Annotated in this window: 13 protein-coding genes; 9 read left to right on the top strand and 4 right to left on the bottom strand. The window is 56.9% G+C overall.

Annotated elements, in window-relative coordinates:
• Positions 1 to 39: 39 nt before the first annotated feature.
• Together AC0V6M_RS03020 and AC0V6M_RS03015 are read right to left on the bottom strand one after the other, a co-directional pair.
• Positions 40 to 801, bottom strand: a complete 762-nt coding sequence (locus AC0V6M_RS03020; RefSeq protein WP_486137391.1) for a competence/damage-inducible protein A — start codon at positions 799 to 801, stop codon at positions 40 to 42.
• Between the two features lie 59 nt (positions 802 to 860).
• Positions 861 to 2,369: a flavin-containing monooxygenase gene (locus AC0V6M_RS03015; protein WP_486137390.1), complete on the bottom strand. Its 1,509-nt coding sequence runs from the start codon at positions 2,367 to 2,369 to the stop codon at positions 861 to 863.
• A gap of 110 nt (positions 2,370 to 2,479) precedes the next feature.
• Here AC0V6M_RS03015 and AC0V6M_RS03010 point away from each other — a divergent pair, with 110 nt between their 5' ends.
• The gene (locus AC0V6M_RS03010) at positions 2,480 to 4,507 is read left to right on the top strand and encodes a TonB-dependent receptor plug domain-containing protein (protein ID WP_486137389.1); all 2,028 of its coding nucleotides are present in this window, start codon (positions 2,480 to 2,482) and stop codon (positions 4,505 to 4,507) included.
• 225 nt (positions 4,508 to 4,732) lie between these two features.
• Positions 4,733 to 7,309, top strand: a complete 2,577-nt coding sequence (locus AC0V6M_RS03005) for a TonB-dependent receptor (protein ID WP_486137388.1) — start codon at positions 4,733 to 4,735, stop codon at positions 7,307 to 7,309.
• Between the two features lie 221 nt (positions 7,310 to 7,530).
• On the opposite strand, the gene AC0V6M_RS03000 is transcribed toward AC0V6M_RS03005, so the two are convergent.
• Positions 7,531 to 8,694, bottom strand: a complete 1,164-nt coding sequence (locus AC0V6M_RS03000; protein WP_486137387.1) for an acyl-CoA dehydrogenase family protein — start codon at positions 8,692 to 8,694, stop codon at positions 7,531 to 7,533.
• Positions 8,695 to 8,750: 56 nt separating this feature from the next.
• Positions 8,751 to 9,524: a crotonase/enoyl-CoA hydratase family protein gene (locus tag AC0V6M_RS02995; protein WP_486137386.1), complete on the bottom strand. Its 774-nt coding sequence runs from the start codon at positions 9,522 to 9,524 to the stop codon at positions 8,751 to 8,753.
• A gap of 128 nt (positions 9,525 to 9,652) precedes the next feature.
• On the opposite strand from AC0V6M_RS02995, the gene AC0V6M_RS02990 reads away from it, so the two are divergent.
• The 7 genes from AC0V6M_RS02990 to AC0V6M_RS02960 all read left to right on the top strand — a co-directional run bounded on the left by AC0V6M_RS02990 (position 9,653) and on the right by AC0V6M_RS02960 (position 19,508).
• Positions 9,653 to 10,921, top strand: coding sequence for an acetyl-CoA C-acetyltransferase (locus tag AC0V6M_RS02990; protein ID WP_486137385.1), 1,269 nt, complete (start codon positions 9,653 to 9,655; stop codon positions 10,919 to 10,921).
• Positions 10,893 to 12,458 (top strand): acetyl-CoA acetyltransferase, encoded by a 1,566-nt coding sequence (locus AC0V6M_RS02985; RefSeq protein WP_486137384.1) that lies wholly within the window; start codon positions 10,893 to 10,895, stop codon positions 12,456 to 12,458. The genes AC0V6M_RS02990 and AC0V6M_RS02985 overlap by 29 nt, the downstream gene beginning before the upstream one ends.
• Positions 12,459 to 12,583: 125 nt before the next feature.
• The gene (hppD, locus tag AC0V6M_RS02980; RefSeq protein ID WP_486137383.1) at positions 12,584 to 13,705 is read left to right on the top strand and encodes a 4-hydroxyphenylpyruvate dioxygenase; all 1,122 of its coding nucleotides are present in this window, start codon (positions 12,584 to 12,586) and stop codon (positions 13,703 to 13,705) included.
• Between the two features lie 143 nt (positions 13,706 to 13,848).
• Positions 13,849 to 14,409 (top strand): VOC family protein, encoded by a 561-nt coding sequence (locus AC0V6M_RS02975; protein ID WP_486137382.1) that lies wholly within the window; start codon positions 13,849 to 13,851, stop codon positions 14,407 to 14,409.
• A 177-nt stretch (positions 14,410 to 14,586) separates the two neighbouring features.
• Positions 14,587 to 16,509, top strand: a complete 1,923-nt coding sequence (locus AC0V6M_RS02970) for a putative bifunctional diguanylate cyclase/phosphodiesterase (RefSeq protein WP_486137381.1) — start codon at positions 14,587 to 14,589, stop codon at positions 16,507 to 16,509.
• Between the two features lie 363 nt (positions 16,510 to 16,872).
• Entirely contained in the window at positions 16,873 to 18,615 is a 1,743-nt protein-coding gene (locus AC0V6M_RS02965; protein WP_486137380.1) for an N-acyl-D-amino-acid deacylase family protein, read from the top strand.
• Between the two features lie 629 nt (positions 18,616 to 19,244).
• Positions 19,245 to 19,508 (top strand): hypothetical protein, encoded by a 264-nt coding sequence (locus AC0V6M_RS02960; protein WP_486137379.1) that lies wholly within the window; start codon positions 19,245 to 19,247, stop codon positions 19,506 to 19,508.
• Positions 19,509 to 19,513 lie beyond the last annotated feature (5 nt).

The raw sequence follows: 19,513 nt of genomic DNA, 5'->3' as shown, positions 1-19,513 counted from the left end.
ATTCCTTGTAAGGATGCGCCAATCTTTGCCGGTTTCTGGCTAAATACCGCCCGGCGTGAAATCATAGCCGCTTGTTGCTAGCCCATCGCACAGCGAATCTACAGCAGACTTGAGCGTGTCTTTTTGAGTTGAGCGCAGGACGAAATTGGCGCCGACTTTGCCTTCGCGAAAGAACGGGTAGGAGCCGATCTGGCATCCCTCATGGGCCTGTTCGACCTCGATCAGCAGGTTTGCAACTTCGCTTTCCGCAATCCAGCAGCCGACGGTTTCCGTGATCAGCGGCGCGCCGCCTTCCAGCTTTCCGGTGAGCGCATCGAGCATGCCAGCGGCGATGTGCGGGACGCCCGCCATCAGGATCACATTGCCGCGCCGGATGCCGGGCGCGCCGGACATGCGATTGGGGATCAGCTCCGCGCCCTCGGGCACCCGGGCCATGCGCAGGCGGCCCTCATTGATGCCGCCCTTGTCTTCATAATAGCGGGTCAGCAGCGCGCGCGCTTCTTCATTGATGACAACCGGCACGCCGAGCGCCTTGGCCACCGCATCGACTGTGATGTCGTCATGCGTTGGGCCGATCCCGCCGGTGGTGAAGAGATAGTCATTGTCGGCGCGCAGAGCGTTGACCGCCTCAACGATCGTGTTCTCCACATCGGGCACCACACGCACCTCGGCCAAACGGATGCCTTGCACCTGCAGCCAGGATGCGACCTGCGCGATGTTCTTGTCTTGGGTGCGGCCGGAGAGGATCTCATCGCCAATAATGACGAGGCCCGCGGTCCAAATTTTGTCCGATGTGGTCATGGGCAGGGGTTAGGAGACTCTTGCTTTGACCTCAAGCGTTTGCGGTCAGCACCAATTCTCTACTCTGCCGCTTCGAGTTGGCCAGCCACTGCGTCAGCGCGCGCGCTAGAATTGCTAAACGTCAGCAAACCATCGTCGATCCGATCGCTCATCATCCGCTTGCGATCGACCACGTATTCCTGATTGAGCCGCCATGGATAGCCGACCGCATTTTTTGGCATGATGTGCTTGCCGCGCTGAATGTACCCGCTGGAGAAGTCGAAAATATCATCTTCTTCCAACAGAGTCTCGGCTTCGCTTGTTAGGACTGGAGTAGCAATTGCATTGCCTGTCTTGCGCATATGATTGAGCACCCGGCAGACATAATCGGAATTGATATCAGCCCTCAGCGTCCAACTGGCATTGAGATAGCCGAACACCACCGCAAGGTTTGGCAGGTTGGAGAACATGCAGCCTTTGTAATAAAAGCGCTCATGAAAATCGACCGGAGTGCCGTTTTGGCTAATCGCGATTTTGCCCGCGACGGCTAGTTTCAGGCCGGTCGCGGTGATCACAATATCGGCCTCAATTAGCTCGCCCGATGTGAGGCGAACGCCGTTCTTTTCAAACTTCTCAATATGGCCGGTTGCGATTGAGGCCTTGCCCGCCTTCATCGCTTTGAACAGGTCATAGTCCGGGATCAGACATACGCGCTGATCCCAGGGATCGTAAGGCGGCGTAAATGTCGCCGCGTCAAAGTCGTCGCCCAGCGCCTTTTGGATCCCCTTGTGCAGCGCATCCTTTACCTTTTGCGGCTTCTCGCGCGCCATCTTAAAGCTGAAATCCTGCATCCTGATATTCTTAAACCGGGTGAGCCGGTAAGCGAGGCTATCAGGCAGGAATTTACGCAAAGCATTGGCGAGCCAATCTTTCGCAGGCTTGGCAAACATCCAAGTTGGCGTGCGCTGGAGCATGGTCACATGCGCGGCTTTGTCTGCCATGCTGGGCACAATTGTGACCGCTGTCGCGCCGGAGCCGATCACGACCACGCGTTTGCCGGTGTAGTCTAAGTCCTCTGGCCAGAATTGCGGGTGCAGAACCTGTCCTTCAAATTCGCCCAGATCAAATCCAGGGTCGAATGGCTCATCATAGTCGTAATAACCAGAGCCAAGGTAGAGGAAGTTCGCTGTGATGCGGGTGCGCGTCCCGCCTGCCTGCTCCAGCTCGACATGCCAGCGGGCTTCATCCTCGCGGAAATCGGCAGCGATCACCTTGTGGCCAAAGCGAATATGCTCGCGAATGCCGCGCTCATCGGCGATCCGGTTGAGATATTCGAGGATCGACGGCGCATCGGCGATGCTTTTCTCGTGCCGCCATGGCTCAAAATCAAAGCCGAGCGTGTGCATATCGCTGTCAGAGCGGATGCCGGGATATCGGAACAGATCCCAAGTCCCGCCCAAATTATCGCGCTGTTCGACGATCGCATAGGAATGATGGGGCGCCTTCATTTGCATGTGCGCGGCCATGCCGATGCCGGAAATTCCGGCTCCAACAATCAGAACATCAACCTCTGGTGCAGTGGCCAGCATCGTCTTCTCTCTCCTGTTGGCGTGGAGGTAAGCACACCATGGCCGCAAAAGCGAGTCACGATTGCATTTTGCAACTGACTTGCGGGCAGGGTTCGTCTAAGCGGCGGCCCATGTTGAAAATGCGATGGTCGCTGTCGGCCGCTCTCCCCCTCGTTTTGTCCGCTCCGCTTTATGCCCAAGACCAGGGTTCTGATCCTGATGGCGACGACAATGTGATTGTCGTCACAGGGGAAGGGCTGGAGCAGGCAGCCTCCACCAGTGTCTATGCGACAAGCGAGATTGACCGTGATACGATCATCGCCACCGGCTCTGGCCGGATAGAAGATGCGCTGCGCAATGTTGCTGGGTTCCAGCAATTCCGACGTTCTGACAGCCGCTCCTCCAATCCCAGCGCACAGGGCGTTACCTTAAGGGCGCTGGGCGGAAATGCGACCAGCCGCGCCTTGGTTGTGCTGGACGGGGTGCCAATCACCGATCCGTTTTTCGGTTTCGTCCCGCTCAGCTCGATCGCGCCGGGGCAATTGGGCCGGGTTCGGGTGACGCGCGGCGGCGGCTCTGGTCCGTTTGGCGCGGGCGCATTAGCAGGTACGATTGAGCTTGAAAGCGCGGGCCTCGATACGCTTGGCCCAGTCAATGCTAGCCTGTTGGCGAATGACCGCGAGGAAACCGAAGCCAGCGCCAGCCTTGGCGCCAATCTCGGCTCCGGCTTTGCCGTTGTGAACGGCCGCTGGGACACAGGGCAGGGCTTCTTCACCACGCCTCAGGATCAGCGCGTTCCCGCAACAGCGCGCGCCGCTTTCGATAGCTGGAGCGTCGGTGTGCGGGCCGCAGCGCCATTGACGGATGACATTGAGTTGCAAGCGCGGGTGCAGGTCTTTGATGATGCCCGCACTTTGCGCTTTGATGGCGCAGACTCCACCAGCGAAGGCCAGGACGCGAGCATCCGCTTCGTGGGCCGAGGTGATTGGCAGTTTGATGCGCTGGCCTATGTTCAGGCGCGCAATTTCTCCAATATCGTGATCAGCTCCACCCGCTTTGTGCGCGTACTTGATCAGCGCAACACGCCCTCAACCGGGCTTGGCGGCAAGATCGAAGTGCGCCCGCCGGTTGGTGGCGGCCACAATGTCCGTCTGGGCGTCGACTACCGCCGCTCTGATGGCGAATTGCAGGAGGAGGCGTTTAGCGCCTTCACTGGAGCACTGACGCAGCGCCGCCGCGCGGGCGGCACAAACAGCGATCTCGGTCTGTTCGTCGAGGATGATTGGCAAATTGGCGCGCTATTGCTGACGGGCGGTTTGCGGGCCGATCGCACAGTAATCTCTGACGGTTTCTTCCGGGCAGTCGATGCGAGCGGGGCCTTGGTCAGCGAAACAATCGCGCCGGATCGCAGCGACTGGACGCTGTCGTGGCGCGCTGGCGCATCCTATGATCTCGGCGGCGGGCTAGGCCTGCGCGCAGCGGCCTATACTGGCTTGCGGCTTCCGACCTTGAACGAGCTCTACCGTCCCTTTGTTATTTTCCCGGTGGTCACTCAAGCTAATGCAGCGCTCGAAAATGAGCGGCTTGAAGGATTTGAGATTGGTCTCGATTGGCGGCCCAATGACAATGTCAGCCTGGCTCTGACCGCGTTCGACAGTCGGGTTGAGAACGCGATTGCCAACGTCACTCTAACGCCAACCCTGCGGCAACGGCAAAATCTGCCAGCGATTGAAGCGCAGGGGATTGAGGCGGCGCTGGGGCTTCAATTCGGTCAGGTGAGCTTTAACGGCTCGCTTGCCTACACCGATGCCGAGATCGCTGGTTCCGGCGCATCCATCGCGCTCGACGGCAATCGCCCTCCGCAAACGCCAGAGCTTGCTTTCTCCGCCACGCTCGCATGGGAACCTGCCGAAGGCTGGCGGCTGGCAGGCACTTTGCGTCACACCGGAGCGCAATTCGAAGACGATCAGGAAACCACTTCTCTGCCTGCGGCGACCACTTTGGATGCGTTTTTCCAAGTGCCGATTGCAGGTGAGTTCTCAGCCGTACTGCGCGGTGAGAACTTGCTTGATGAAGAGATCATCACCCGCAATTCGAACGGCGCGATTGACCTGGGCGTGCCGCGCACTGTGTGGTTCGGCCTGCGCTACGGGTTCTAATTCAAGCTCAAGGCCCGTTTCGCTACAAAGCGGCTAATCCCGACTAACTCGCAAGTATATTTTGCAGCCGCAGCAAAAAGTGCACATTTGCTGCGCTGCAGCACAATATGTTGCATTTTTACATCAATTTTTGAGAACCCACGTCGCGCTCTTGCGAATTGAATTCGCGCGTGACTAGTCTGCGACCTAAAAAAATAAGACATCGGTTTGTTGGAGAGGAAACCTATGACGAGAAAGTTCGCAGTATACGCGGCTGGCCTAATGGCGACGAGCATTCTGGCTCAACCAGCCTTGGCTCAGAACAATGAAACGGATGCGGAGGAAACGGCCCGCGATAATGTGATTATCGTCACCGCCACCCGCCGCGCCGAAGATGTCCAAGACATCCCCATTGCGGTTACTGCGGTCACCCCCGAACAGCTTGATAAGCAGGGCGTCGTCAACGTTCAGAACATCACTCAGGTTTCACCCAGTTTCTCGACATCCAATGCGCAGATCGCATCGGGTTCGGTTGTGCTGCGGATTCGCGGCGTGGGTACGACGTCTAACAACATCGGCTTTGAAAGCGCGGTCGGCATCTTTGTAGACGGCGCTTATCAATCGCGTCCGGGCATCGCGCTTGGCGAATTTGTTGATATTGAGCGGGTTGAGGTTCTGCGCGGTCCGCAGGGCACTCTGTTTGGCCGCAACACTTCGGCTGGTGCGCTTAACATCACGACCCGCCGCCCTGATCTCAACGAGTTCGGCGGCTTTGTGAACGGCACGTACGGCAATTTTGACCTCATCAATGTGCAGGGCGCGATCAACGCGCCGATCGTTGAAGACACGCTCGCGGTTCGCCTGACGGGCGCCTATCGCCAGCGTGACGGGACGGTCGATATTATTGATGGCACCGGCGCGCAGATCGGCGAATCGAATACGATCGATCAGTTCCTTGTTCGCGGTCAGCTGGGCTATGAAAGCGAAGGCGGTGTCAGAGCTCGCTTGATCTTCGATTACACAGAGAGCGAAAACCAGTGCTGCGCAGCGATTGAAGTGCTTGCGAACACAGCTTTCGAAGGCGCAGTCACCGCCGTGGGCGGTCCCGCTCGGGCTGGCATGGCAACGCCGCTTCCAGCCACTCAGCCGTTTGACGTTACCGCTGCTCAGCGCGCGATAGACAACCGCGTTGCAACGGCCAGCCGAGTTCCGCTCGCCAGTGTTGAGCAATGGGGTGTCGTCGGCGAGATCGAATTCCCGATCAGCGACAATGCTGACCTGATCTTCATCGGCTCTTATCGCGATTTCTCATCATCTGAGAACTACGATTCCAGCTTCTCTGGCCTAGACGTTTTCGATGTCGACCGGCTTGATACCAATATTGAAACATTCACCGCTGAGCTGCGCTTGCAAGGTGAGGCATTTGACGGCGCATTAAGCTGGCTCGTGGGCGGCTATTATTCCGATGAATCAATCGACTCGGACACTGATTTCTCGCTCGGAGCGGACTATGATCTGCAGATTGCCGGCCTGTTTGGCGGAGCACTGGGCCCAGCGCCGCTCACGCTTCTCACAGACCTTATTATGGACGGTATTCCCAATGGTAACGGCATCAGCCCAAATGGCACGTCGGCAACCAACGTCTATGCTCAGAGCAGCGAAAGCTGGTCGATCTTCACCCACAACACGCTCGACATCACTGACAACCTCAGCCTGACTTTGGGCCTGCGTTATTCGGATGAGAGCAAGACGGGCGGATTTACTCAGACTGCGAGCAACAATCCGGTTTGCCTGACATTGCTAGGCGGCGTGCCGACTATTGCTGCAACCGTCGGGCCAGACCTGGTTGGCAATGTGCTCGGCACGGGCTGTTTTGCCTTCACCGCGCCTGCGATTGGAAGTGATGCGATTGCATTCCCATTGCCGCGCGAATTCGAAGTGCCATTTAGCGACAGCGAGCTGATCTATACCGGTAAGATTGCGTATCAATTTGATGCCCCGGTCACGGCCTATGCCAGCTTTACGCATGGCTATAAGTCGGGCGGTATCAACCTCGATATTACGGCGAACGCTGGCGGCGCTGATCCAACCTTCCTCTCGGAAGAAGTCGACGCCTATGAAGTCGGCGTGAAGGCGCAATTCCTGGATGATGCCGTCACGCTCAACGTGGCCGGGTTTGTCGAGGAGTTTTCAAACTTCCAGGTTCTGGAATTTACCGGCGCTCAGTTCACCACTTTCAATGTTAACCGGGCGATTTCTTCCGGGGTTGAGATTGAATCGGTAATCCGGCCCACCCCGGAGTTGACCTTTAACGCTGGTCTGACGGTGACAGACGCGCGCTATCCCGAGGATTGCGATGGCGGCGTGCCAAACGCCAACGTCACTTCGCTGTGCGGAAATTCGCTCACCAATGCGCCGGATATCGTGGCCATTGCTGGCGTGAATTACGACCGGGATATCGGCAGCAATCTGCGCGGTTTCTTCTCTGGTCAGATCCGGACAGAGAGCGATCGCCGCACTTCGACGCAAGCGACCACCGTGCCAAGTGCGGCGATTATCGCGGGCTTTGGCGGCGATATTCAAGCCGCCGTTGATGCAGCGCCGCTGGTGCCGTTCGATGTTCAAGACAGCAACACCAAGGTCAATCTGCGGGTTGGCATTGGCGCTCAGGATGAGAGCTGGACGGTCGAAGTTTGGGGCGTGAACGTGACCGATGAAGTGACACGCGGTGTGACATTCAATACCGTGCTGCGCGGTTCATCACGCTCTGCATTCGCGCAAGAGCCAGCAACATATGGTGTGACCGTACGGGGCAAGTTCTAAGGCTCACACCACGACCAGGTCCGCCTAGCGGCGGCTTGCCTTTGGGAGAGGGCAAAGAGAAGGGGCGGTCCGCATAAGCGAGCCGCCCCTTTTTGTTTGTGCGTTGGTTTTTTGAACTTAGCCAGCCCGCGCTCTCCACCCTTCCACCCGGATTATCGCACTGAGTTACGATCCGGGTGGAAGGGTGGAGAGCGCGGGCGGCACGGTATCGTGACGCGAACCTACATCCCGCGCGCGATCACCATTTTCATCACTTCGTTTGAACCGCCAAAGATCCGCGTGATGCGGCAATCGCGGTACATCCGAGCGATGGGGTAGTCGTTGATGAAGCCAGCCCCGCCATGGAACTGCAGGCATTTGTCGACGACTTCACCCTGCAGTTCTGTGACCATAAGTTTGGCCATGCAGGCGGTCGGCACATCGAGTTCGCCCTTCAGGTGCTGTGCGATGCAATGATTGACGAAGACCCGCGCCGCGGTGCTGCGCGCAGCCAGTTCGGCCATAACAAACTGCGTGTTCTGGAAATCCCAGATCGTCTGGCCAAAGGCCTTGCGGTCCTTGACGAATTCCATCGTGGTCTCAATCGCTTTTTCGATACCCGTCATCGCGCCCATTGCAATGATCAGGCGCTCCTGAGGCAGCTCGCCCATCAGCTGGTAGAAGCCTTTGCCCTCGACCCCGCCGAGCACGTTTTCCGCTGGCACGAACACATCGTCAAAGAACAGCTCGGAGGTGTCGGCTGCATCCATCCCGATCTTGTCGAGCTTCTTGCCCCGCTCGAACCCGTCAGCGCCCTCCGTCTCGAGCAACATCAGCGAGATGCCCTTGGCCCGTTCGTTCGGGTCGGTCTTGGCAACTACGATGATAAAATCGGCTGTCTGCCCGCTGGAGATATAGGTTTTCGCGCCGTTGATGCGGTAGCCATTGCCATCTTTGAGCGCGGTGGTCGTGATGCCTTGCAGGTCCGAACCAACGCCGGGCTCAGTCATCGCAATCGCGCTGACCAATTCGCCGGTCACCAGTTTGGGCAGATACTTCTTCTTCTGTTCCTCGGTGCCGTGGCGCACGAGATAGGGCAGAATCACGGTGTTGTGCAGGCTCGCGGCGAAACCTTCCACGCCGTGCTTCGCCTGTTGATCAAGCACCACGATGTCATGGCGGAAATCGCCGCCGTGCCCGCCATATTCCTCTGGCACAGAGACGCCGAGTAGGCCCGCTTCGCCGGCCTCGTTCCAGAACTCACGCTCCACCTGGCCATCTTCGCGCCATTTTAGAACGCGCTTTTCCGGGGCGTGCTGCTGATAAAATTTGCCCACTGCATCGGCGAAGATCGAAATTTCTTCGTCTTCCATGAATTCCGGCTGCGCTACATTGATGACTGACATTTCTCTCTCCTGTGCACCGGGGCGCGGGCGACCCGGCCTCTCAAGCAAAAACTTTTTTACTTGCCCTTCCAGTTCGGGGCCCGCTTCTGCGCGAAGGCGGCTGCGCCTTCGCGGGCATCTTCAGATACGAACACCGGCGCGATTAGCTTCGCTTGATTGTCATAACGGTCATCCATCGCCCAGCCGCGCGATTCCTTGATGATCTGTTTGGACACGCGCACGGCGAGCGGGCCATTGGCTGCGATCTTGGCGGCCAGTTCCATTGCGCCGTCCAGTGCAGAGCCTTCGGTCACGTGGTTGATCAGACCCAGCTCATAAGCGCGCTCCGAACCGATGAACTCACCGGTCAGCGCCAATTCCATCGCAATGCGCTCTGGAATTTGATCAGGCAGCATCATGACCCCGCCCGCTGCCGCCACAAGGCCGCGCTTGGCTTCTGGAATGCCAAACTTTGCAGCCGACGAAGCGACTACCAGATCGCAGGCAATCATCAGCTCCAGCCCTCCTGCCAGCGCGTAGCCTTCGACCGCTGCGATCAATGGCTTGGCAGGAGGAGCCTGAACCACGCCGCCAAATCCGCGCCCTTCGACGCTCGGTGTCTCACCGCGCAGGAAACCTTTAAGATCCATGCCGGAGCAGAACGTACCGCCCGCACCAGTGATGATACCAACGCGCAGCCGATCTTCGCTGTCGAGTCGGTCCATCGCTGCGGCGATTCCCTCGGCCGCCGCCTTCGTCATCGCGTTCTTTGCCTCTGGACGGTTGATCGTGATGATCAGGACCCCGTCCTTCACCTCGGTCAGCACTTCTTGGGTTGCGCCTTCGTTCATTTGCTCTCTCCACTTTTTCCAATGGCGGATCATTTTGCCATTTCGATTTGAAACTGAATTCTTGTGTGAGTGGTGCAGGCGGTTTACGGACAGGTCAACTGCAATTTGGAAAAGTGGAAGAGGAAATCATGACTGAAGCATATATCATTGATGCGGTGCGCACACCGCGCGGAATTGGCAAGCAAGGCAAAGGCGCTCTGGCGGCGGAACATCCGCAGCATCTGGCGGCGACTGTGATGCGGGCGATTAAGGACCGCAACAGCCTAGACACCAGCACCGTCGATGATGTGATCTGGTCGGTTTCGACTCAAGACGGCATGCAGGCAGGTGACCTTGGCCGGATGGCTGCGCTCGATGCGGGCTATGACATCACCTCCAGCGGCACGACGCTCGACCGATTCTGCGGCGGCGGCATTACCTCCGTCAGCCTGGCGGCGGCTCAAGTGATGAGCGGCATGGAAGATTGTGTGGTTGCGGGCGGCACAGAAATGATGAGCCTGACCGCAGCGATGGCACAAGAGAAAATGAAAGCTGGTCTCAAGCCGCCAATGATGGGCAGCTATAACGAGCGCTTGCAGAGCGTTCACCCGCAATCGCATCAAGGCATTTGCGGCGATGCTATTGCCAGCATGGAGGGCTTTACCCGGCAGGAGCTTGACGAGGTGGGCTACCGCTCTCAGCAGCGCGCCGCCGCCGCGATTGAAGCGGGCAAGTTTGATGCGTCCGTTGTTCCGGTGACGGATGACGCGGGCAATGTTTTGCTGGCGAAGGATGAGTATCCCCGTCCTGAGACAACGCTAGAGGGTCTAAGCGAGCTGCAGCCTGCCTTCAAGAAGATCGCTGATGTCCCGCTGGATGCGAATGGCACGACCTTTCGCGGTCTGATCAATCAGAAATACCCTGATCTTGAGGTCGAGCACTTCCACCATGCGGGCAACAGCTCTGGCGTGGTCGATGGCGCGGCGGCGGTTCTGGTTGCGAGTAAGGATTATGCTGAGAAAAACGGGCTGAAACCGCGCGCGCGGATCGTTGCCACCGCGAATATGGGCGATGATCCAACGCTGATGCTTAATGCGCCGGTACCAGCGGCCAAAAAGGTGCTGGAAAAGGCGGGTCTGACTAAGGACGACATCGATCTGTTTGAGATCAATGAGGCGTTTGCAGTTGTGGCCGCCAAGTTCGTTCGCGATCTCGGGCTTGATTGGGACAAGGTCAATGTGAACGGCGGCTCTATCGCGCTCGGCCACCCGATCGGCGCAACCGGATCGATCCTGATCGGCACCGTGGTTGATGAGCTGGAGCGGCAGGACAAGCGCTACGGCCTCGTCACGATGTGCGCGGCGGGCGGTATGGCGCCAGCCATCATCGTTGAGCGCGTCACTGACTTCGTCGATTGATCCGCACGTGACCATTGCCGACAACACGCCGGTCATTATCGGCGCGGGCCAATATTCCGAACAGGTCCAGCAAGCGGGCTATGAAGCGCTCTCTTACATGGACCTGGGCGGAAGGGCGCTGGCCGCTGCGATCGCCGATAGCGGGGCGAGCGGCGATGTCTCGGCGGCGATTGATACACTTGCGGCGATCCGCGCGTTTGAAATCTCGCGCCCTGATCGAAAGCCGCCCTTTGGCGGGTCGGACAATGTCCCGCGCAGCTTTGCAAAGCGTGTGGGCGCGGACCCAGAACGCGCGATCCTTTCGACCACTGGTGGGCAATACAACCAGCATTTGGTTGGCGAATTTGCGCGCGACATTGCCGACGGCAAGTCGGACTGCGCGGCAATTGTTGGGTCAGAAGCGATCTCGACCGTGCTCGCTTTAGCGGCAAAGGGTGAGAAGCCGGACTGGTCGGAAGAAGTCGGCGGCCAGCTGGAAGATCGCGGGTTTGGCAATGACGGGCTGATGGAGCTGGGCCTGTTCGCGCACGGCGCGACTGGTGCGATCCCGCTCTACGCTCTGGCTGAGAACGCGCGGCGCGCGAAGACTGGTAAGAGCCTCGATGAATACCGCCGCGAGATTGGCGCGCTGTTTGCGCCCTTCACGAAAGTCGCTGCGAGCAATCCGCACGCTGCTGCTCCTAAAGAGCGAACGGCAGAAGAACTGGCGACGATCACCGAGCGCAACCGGATTGTGGCAGAGCCCTATGCACGGATGACGGTCGCGCGCGATCAGGTGAATCAGGCAGCCGCCATTATCATAGCCAGTGCAGGCAAAGCGCGTGAGCTGGGCGTGCCCGAAGACCAATGGGTGCACATCCATGCGGTGTCATCGGCGACTGAACTGGAGCTGTCTCAGCGGCCCGATCTGTCGACCAATCCTGCCTCCATCGCCAGCGTCGAAGCGGCCTTGGCACGTGCAGGCAAAAGCATGGCAGACATGCAATTTCTCGATTTCTATTCCTGCTTTGCGATCCCCGTATTCAACCAATGCGAGCATTTCGGCATCGCGCATGATGATCCGCGCGGGTTGACGCTGACCGGCGGACTGCCGTTCTTTGGCGGGGCAGGTAACAATTACTCAGCCCACGCAATTTGCGAAGCCGTGGAGCGCGTGCGCAGCAATCGCAGCACATACGCTTTGGTTGGCGCGAACGGCGGTTGGATGAGCAAATATGCGACCGGTGTCTATTCTACAGAACCAGCGGATTGGTCAGATGGCGACCGGTTTGAGAAACTGCCCATGGCCACAAATGCGGTGCCGCGCGGCGAGGGACCTTTCGATAGCGCGACAGTCGAAACCTACACCATCAACCACTCCAAAACGGGCAGCGATGTTATCTGGCTAGGCCGCAATGCGGAGGGGCAGCGGGTGAGCGGCAATGCGGACCTCAGTGACGAGGCAACCGCAAACGCCTTCCTCGGAGGGCAGCCGTTCGGCGCAAAACTGGCCGTCACTCAGGACGAGCGCAGGCGCAATATTGGGCGTGTCGTCTAGCGTTGCTTGGCGGGGCCAACCCCAAGTGGTCCATTCAAAATCGGTGCGTTTGCCCTTTGACAAATCCGTGCGAACAGCGTATTTAGTTACAAACGTAACCAATTAACTCTTGAGTAGGCCCGCACATGACCAAGCATCCATCTGATCTGTTCGATAACCCCGCTGGCCTTGATGGCTTTGAGTTTGTTGAGTTTTGCGCTCCTGAAAAAGGCGTGCTGGAGCCTGTTTTTGAAGCCATGGGCTTTACCCATGTGGCAACCCACCGCTCTAAGGACGTCAATTTGTGGCGCCAGGGCGGTATCAATCTGATCGTGAATTACGAGCCGCGCAGCGCCGCTTGGTACTTTGCGCGCGAACACGGCCCTGGCGCTTGCGGCATGGGTTTCCGTGTGCGTGATGCCGCCGCTGCTTATGAGCATGTTTTGGAGCAAGGCGCAGAGCCTGTTGCCAATGTTCCCGGCCCAATGGAGCTCAGCATTCCCGCCATTCGCGGGATTGGCGGATCGATCCTCTATCTGATCGATCGCTATGCTGACGAGGCGGGCGAAGGCCTGTCTATTTACGACATCGACTTTGAATACCTGCCTGGCGTCGAAAAGCACCCTGAGGGCTGCGGTTTCCAATTGATCGATCACTTGACGCACAACGTCTATGGCGGGCGGATGGCCTATTGGGCCGATTTCTATGAGAAGCTCTTCAACTTCCAGGAGATCCGCTATTTCGACATCAAAGGCGAATACACCGGCCTTACTTCGAAGGCGCTCACAGCGCCTGATGGCAAAATCCGCATCCCGCTGAACGAAGAAGGCGAAAACGGTAAGGGACAGATCGAGGAATATCTGCGCGAATATAACGGCGAAGGCATTCAGCACATTGCCCTGATCTGTGATGATCTGGTTGCGTGTTGGGACCGTCTTAAGCAGCTGGATGTGCCGTTCATGACCGCCCCGCCTGAAACATATTATCAGATGCTGTCGGAACGCCTGCCGGGCCATGGTCAAGACGAAGCGGCGCTCAAGTCGCGCGGAATATTGCTAGACGGAACGACCGAAGGCGGCAGCCCTCGCTTGCTTCTCCAAATCTTCGCAGAACCGCGTATTGGCCCGGTCTTCTTCGAATTCATCCAGCGCGTGGGTGACTACAAAGACGGTTTTGGCGAAGGCAATTTCAAAGCTCTGTTCGAGAGTATTGAACGCGATCAGGTCGCGCGCGGTGTGCTGGACGTAGAGAAAGAGCCGGCTGAATAACGAAGAAAACCAATAAGTCCGCTTGTGCTGAGCCTGTCGGAGCACTGCACTTTTCTTCGGTGCAACGGTCCCTATAAAGGACAGCCGTAGGGCATACGCCCACCTTACGGTTCCGACAGGCTCAGGACGAACGGAGTAGGTTTATGTCAGAGCAGCCCGTAAAACTCGGCGGCGTCCATCATGTGGCCTATCGCTGCAAGGACGCCAAAGAGACCGTCGAGTGGTACGCCCGCGTCATGGGCATGGAATACACCACGGCTTTTGCCGAGGACCATGTCCCATCGACCGGCGATTACGACCCTTACATGCATGTCTTCCTCGATGCGGGGAACGGCAACATCTTGGCCTTCTTTGAGCTGCCGAACCAGCCAGACATGGGCCGCGACGAGAACACACCGGCCTGGGTTCAGCATTTGGCATTCCGGGTCAGCAGCGAAGCTGAATTGCTCGCGGCAAAGGCGCATGTTGAGGCGCAAGGGATCGACGTGCTCGGCCCAACGCACCACGGCATTTTCAAATCGATCTATTTCTTCGATCCCAACGGCCACCGCGTAGAGCTCGCTTCTGATATCGGCACGGAAGAGCAATATGCGGAGCTGAAACGGGTTGCGCCGCTCATGCTGGATGAATGGTCAGAGACAAAGAAGGCCCCGCGTCACGCCGATTGGCTGCATGAATTGGCCCGCAAAGAACACGGCGCGTAAACCAAGCAGCTAACACGCTTCTTTCTGACTTGTTTCGACCGTGCAAAAATCTGAAATTTGGCCAAGAATTGGCCGCAGCATTCGCGGGGTAATACTTACTTCGCTTTAACCAGTTGCAACTATTGGGTTTCCTCCGATCTAGGAGCGTAAACGCCAATGGCGAATCTATCAGCCTCAATGACTTCTAAAACTGCGTCGGCGGTGCAGGAGATCTATAGGCCGATTATTCGTGGCTATTTCGCCGTCTTTGCGTCGTATTACCTTCTCCTTCTTCCAACAAATTTCTTTTATTATCAAGGCCTTGAGCTTTGGGTTGTGGTCGGCTTTGCTTCGCTGACCTCTTTGGTCGCACTTGTTGGCTTTTTCCGACTGCGCGAAGAAACTGAAATTGACCTGTTGGAACGCCTACTCGTTGTAGTGAATTTCTTGGTTGTGATGAACGTCGTTACGACGCTCAATTTGGTGTTTGAGCCAGAGAAGCTCGTCTATTTCGTGATTCTGGTGATGTTGTTTGCGCTTTCCAGCGTGAGTACGCGCCAATCGGTCCTTTCAATCATCTTCGCCAGTATCGCTTTTGTGACGTATTTCCCGCGCCTCGGATCGTCCGATCAGGTGATGTATGGCTTTCTGGTATTTGGCGCGGTCATAGCTTCGCTCTCGATTACATATTACCTCCGCAAGGCGGTCACCTACATCGCCACTGCGAAACTGGATGCAGAAGATCAGCTCGATGAAGCGCGTGTCGTCGGCGAGAGCCTGCGGCACAAATCGCTCTCAGACAGTCTCACTGGCCTGCCCAATCGCCGCGCCTTTTTTGAGGCACTTCGTAAATCTAAACACGAAGTCAGCCGCCAAGCAAAGGAGAGCCGGGACGATCCACAGACGCCGGTTCAAAACTTGTGGCTGATCCTGGTCGATCTCGATGGCTTTAAAGCTGTCAATGACGTGCACGGGCATTTGGTCGGCGATTTGCTGCTTAAGGAAGTCTCCAATCGGCTTATGGCGCATTGCGGTGAGACCGCCCATGTCAGCCGAATGGGCGGGGATGAGTTTAACATCATCCTGAAATCCAGCGGGGACGAGGCGGCCATCAAAGCGTGGTGCGATGAGCTGCTCGAAGAACTTGCCAAATCCTATGTCATCGAGGGGCGCTATGTCCGCATTTCGGGATCCATGGGCTGCAAGGTCATGGATTTGACCCAAGGCGCACGGTCGCAAATCAACGAGGCCGATTACGCGCTGATGGCGGCCAAGAAGCAGGGCAAAAACCGCACGGTGGTCTTCACTGCGACTCACGCAAAGCAAGCGGATGAGCGCTACAAGGTCGAACAGGCTCTGCGATTTGCGAACCTGCAAGATGAAATCGAACTGCTCTATCAACCGCAAGTGGACCTGCGCCAAAACCGGATTGTAAGGGCGGAGGCGCTGGCCCGCTGGTCTAGTCCAATTATCGGTGAAGTGGATCCGAGCAAATTCATCAAGGTCGCAGAAGAAAGCGGCCTGATTACGCAAATCACTTTGACGGTCGTTGAGCGGGCGTTCCGTACGCTTTCCTTGTGGGCGGCACCGGTGCCGATCGCAATCAACCTGTCGTGCCATGATCTGATCAGCGACCCGAGCATTGATCAGATTATCGACATGGCCCGCGACTTCAAAATTGATCCAGCCTTGGTCGAGTTTGAAGTGACCGAAACGGCTATGATGATCGATCTCGACAAGGCGACCACCAATCTCACGCGCCTGTCCGAAATGGGCTTCTCCATTGCTTTGGACGATTTTGGCACGGGCTATTCCAATTTCAGCTATCTGCGGCGTCTGCCGATTGAGAAGCTGAAAGTGGACCGGTCACTGATGGAAAACTCCGGCGATCCTATGACTGAGAAGGTCCTCTTTTCGCTGGCTGGTATGGCACGCACCTTGGGTGTGGAATGCCTGCTGGAAGGGATCGAGAGCGAGGTTGACCTGTTGGTTGCTAAGCGCGTCGGCGCCGATGCGGTTCAAGGGTTTCTGTTCGGCCAGCCAATGACCGTGGGCGAGCTGAGCAAGGTCTTGGAAAACGAAGCACGAGAAAAGGCCAGCCCAGAAACCGTCACTCAGTGATGAAAGGCCTGATCACCGCGCAAACATCGCCGCGCGGCCTGAATCACCTGAATCAACAGTCCTGAAAGATGGTGGCGGAAACGGAGGTGGCAAGTGCGGAGGTGTAAGCGCTTGTGAAGGCTGAGATATGCCAACTCTAAGATAGGCTGCTCCCACATCTGCGCCCACGAATTCATAGGCGGTGCAGGTCAGCAACCAAAACCGGCCTGACAGCTATCGACCCAATTGTGGACATTTTCCAAAGCCATCCCCTTGGTTCGAATCCAATCCCCTCGCAAACTGAGACAAATTTGACTAGGATTGACGGCGCTTCTTAGTAAACGGAATCAGGCCTATGCCGGACAAAAAACGAAAGTTACTAACATGAGTAACCATCAATGGGACTTGGTAATTCGAGGCGGAACTATCGTTGATGGCACGGGCGGCGCAATCTATAGCGGCGATATCGCGGTCGCCGATGGCGTTATCGCTCAAGTTGGGCAGGTCAGTGGAACGGGCAAGCAAGAAATCGACGCGTCGGGGCAAATCGTCACTCCGGGCTTTGTTGACATTCATACCCACTATGATGGCCAGGCTACATGGGATGAACGCCTGACCCCTTCGTCCGAGCATGGCGTCACCACGGTCGTAATGGGCAATTGCGGAGTTGGATTCGCGCCTTGTCGCAGCGAAGATCACGACCGTCTCATATCGCTGATGGAAGGGGTTGAAGATATTCCCAACCCTGTCCTTTCCGAAGGCCTTTCTTGGAATTGGGAGAGCTTTTCAGATTTTCTGGATGAGATTGATTCCAAACCCCACGATATCGATTTCGCCTGCCAAGTGCCGCATGGGCCATTGCGGGTCTATGTTATGGGCGAACGCGGTGTGAACCGAGAGCCAGCAACCAATGAAGACATTGCCGAAATGGCTCGGCTTGCCGAGGAAGGAATCAAAGCCGGGGCCTTAGGCTTCTCGACATCACGAACCTTCAATCACCGGACAAGTGAAGGCGATCCAACGCCAAGCTATCAGGCGGCAGAAAAGGAATTGGCTGGGATTGCGCAAGGCCTTGCCCGAGCGGGTACTGGAATTTTGCAGATCGTGTCAGACTTCACCGATGGCCAGCAAGAACTCGCTATGCTGGAAAATCTTGCAACCGGATCAGGTCGCCCCATTATCCTGTCTCTTGGTCAGTCGGCCCAGTCTCCTGATGCGTGGCGCAATCTGCTGGGCTGGATCGAAGCGGCCAATGGGAAGAACGCGAATATCAAGGGGATGGTGGCCACGCGTCCGGTTGGCGTTCTGCTTGGGCTGGAGGCGAGTATGAACCCGTTCTCACAAAATCCAGCCTATCGTGAGATCGAGCATTTGTCATTGACAGAGCGGCTTGCGGAAATGCGTAAGCCCGAGGTTAAGGAGCGCATCCTAGCCGAAGAAGCGCAAGCAACTGACAATCCGTTTGCGGTCGTGCTCAGGAACTATCCGGCCATGTTTATTCTTGGCGATGTGCCTAACTACGAACAGCCTCAAGACGCCTCGATTGCAGCGATGGCAGAGCGCCAAGGCGTGTCGCCGGAGTCCATTGTTTATGATGCGCTGATAGCAGACGACGGTAGCGAATTGCTCTATACGCCTTTCCTCAACTATGCCGATTTCGACCTAGAAGCGGTGCGCGAAATGATGCTTCACCCCAAAACTGTGCTGGGCTTGGGTGATGGCGGTGCCCATGTCGGTATGATCTGTGATGGCAGTTTTACCACGACATTGATGACCCATTGGACACGCGACCGAACACGCGGCGATAAAGTGGATCTGGCTTGGGCTGTAAAGGCCCATTGCCATGATACAGCGACCGCCTACGGCTTGGAAGATCGCGGTCTTCTGCAACCGGGCTACAAGGCTGATATCAACGTGATTGATCATGCTAATCTGGAACTGAGAAAACCCAGAATTGTCTACGATCTGCCAGCAGGTGGTAAACGGTTGCAGCAAGAGGCGAAAGGCTACACCGCAACTATTGTCTCTGGTGTTGTCATCCAGCAGAACGGTCAGCCAACTGGAGCTTTGCCTGGCAAACTGGTTCGCGGGCCTCAGCACTCGCCGATAGCAATGGCAGCCGAGTAGCCATTCATTACCTAACTTCCGTTGACTCTTTACGATATGCTTGGCCGCTTTCACACCCAAGGTCGGTCATAGCTTCAAGGTATTTGGACTGCCAAAAGCGGACGAAGCAAGCATAGCGACCGCATGTAAACTGCACTACATTGAGGCCTTTGCTGATAGCAAATTGCGAGTTTTAGTTCGCCCTGTCGAAGTGGCTATCTGTTACCAAAACGGGCAGCAACGAGAGCAAGCTTTCGTCCTTACGACTTCCCCACAAGCCCGGTTTGGGCTAGATAATCCATGTGAAACCGGTGCCTTTTCTGCCATTGAACGGTCGGGGTGGTGGTTGATCAGACCATGCACATATGGGGAGCAACTTCGGGCACACCGTACGCAGCGAACTCTGCAGAGGAAGGACCGAAAAGTACCTATAAAACAGTTGTTTGAACGCCCTTTTCCAAAAGTGGACCTTCTGTGCCAGTCACGTGCCAGTGAGTATTTCGACTGTGCTAAAATGGTCCAAAAATTCTTATAGCATTGATTGTATTGGGGAAATTCGATGTTTCCTACACCCATTTTGCTGTGCCAGAGTGGCACTCGCCTTCCGCAGGGTGGGCTAGGTTCTTTGAAAACAAAAGGAATCTGGATTCATGCAAAGAGAACACCGTTTGGTGACCTACGTCACGCCGCTCGTAGCCGAGTGGATTAAGGCTCAGGCAGAAGAACGCCGGGTTAGCTCAAGCATCGTGATTGGCGATTGTATTTTCGATGCTTGGCACCGCGATGTCGAAAGTCACCATGACAGACCGGGTACCGATCCCGTGCGCCAGAATGTCTTCATCACCGTCGCTCTGGATGCGCTGCTCACGCACCATGCCGTGCCCGGTTTGCGCGATGAAGTCGTGGCTGCATAGCAACG

This window comes from Erythrobacter sp. JB3-1 (assembly GCF_057364995.1).
Note: the sequence above shows the minus strand (reverse complement) of the source record. Positions and strands in the feature narration are given on the sequence as shown.

Excerpts from the sequence above, each read along its gene's own strand:
- AC0V6M_RS03020 (WP_486137391.1), bottom strand. The coding sequence starts at position 801 with ATGACCACATCGGACAAAATTTGGACCGCGGGCCTCGTCATTATTGGC.
- AC0V6M_RS03015 (WP_486137390.1), bottom strand. The coding sequence starts at position 2,369 with ATGCTGGCCACTGCACCAGAGGTTGATGTTCTGATTGTTGGAGCCGGA.
- AC0V6M_RS03010 (WP_486137389.1), top strand. The coding sequence starts at position 2,480 with ATGTTGAAAATGCGATGGTCGCTGTCGGCCGCTCTCCCCCTCGTTTTG.
- AC0V6M_RS03005 (WP_486137388.1), top strand. The coding sequence starts at position 4,733 with ATGACGAGAAAGTTCGCAGTATACGCGGCTGGCCTAATGGCGACGAGC.
- AC0V6M_RS03000 (WP_486137387.1), bottom strand. The coding sequence starts at position 8,694 with ATGTCAGTCATCAATGTAGCGCAGCCGGAATTCATGGAAGACGAAGAA.
- AC0V6M_RS02995 (WP_486137386.1), bottom strand. The coding sequence starts at position 9,524 with ATGAACGAAGGCGCAACCCAAGAAGTGCTGACCGAGGTGAAGGACGGG.
- AC0V6M_RS02990 (WP_486137385.1), top strand. The coding sequence starts at position 9,653 with ATGACTGAAGCATATATCATTGATGCGGTGCGCACACCGCGCGGAATT.
- hppD (WP_486137383.1), top strand. The coding sequence starts at position 12,584 with ATGACCAAGCATCCATCTGATCTGTTCGATAACCCCGCTGGCCTTGAT.
- AC0V6M_RS02975 (WP_486137382.1), top strand. The coding sequence starts at position 13,849 with ATGTCAGAGCAGCCCGTAAAACTCGGCGGCGTCCATCATGTGGCCTAT.
- AC0V6M_RS02970 (WP_486137381.1), top strand. The coding sequence starts at position 14,587 with ATGACTTCTAAAACTGCGTCGGCGGTGCAGGAGATCTATAGGCCGATT.
- AC0V6M_RS02965 (WP_486137380.1), top strand. The coding sequence starts at position 16,873 with ATGAGTAACCATCAATGGGACTTGGTAATTCGAGGCGGAACTATCGTT.
- AC0V6M_RS02960 (WP_486137379.1), top strand. The coding sequence starts at position 19,245 with ATGCAAAGAGAACACCGTTTGGTGACCTACGTCACGCCGCTCGTAGCC.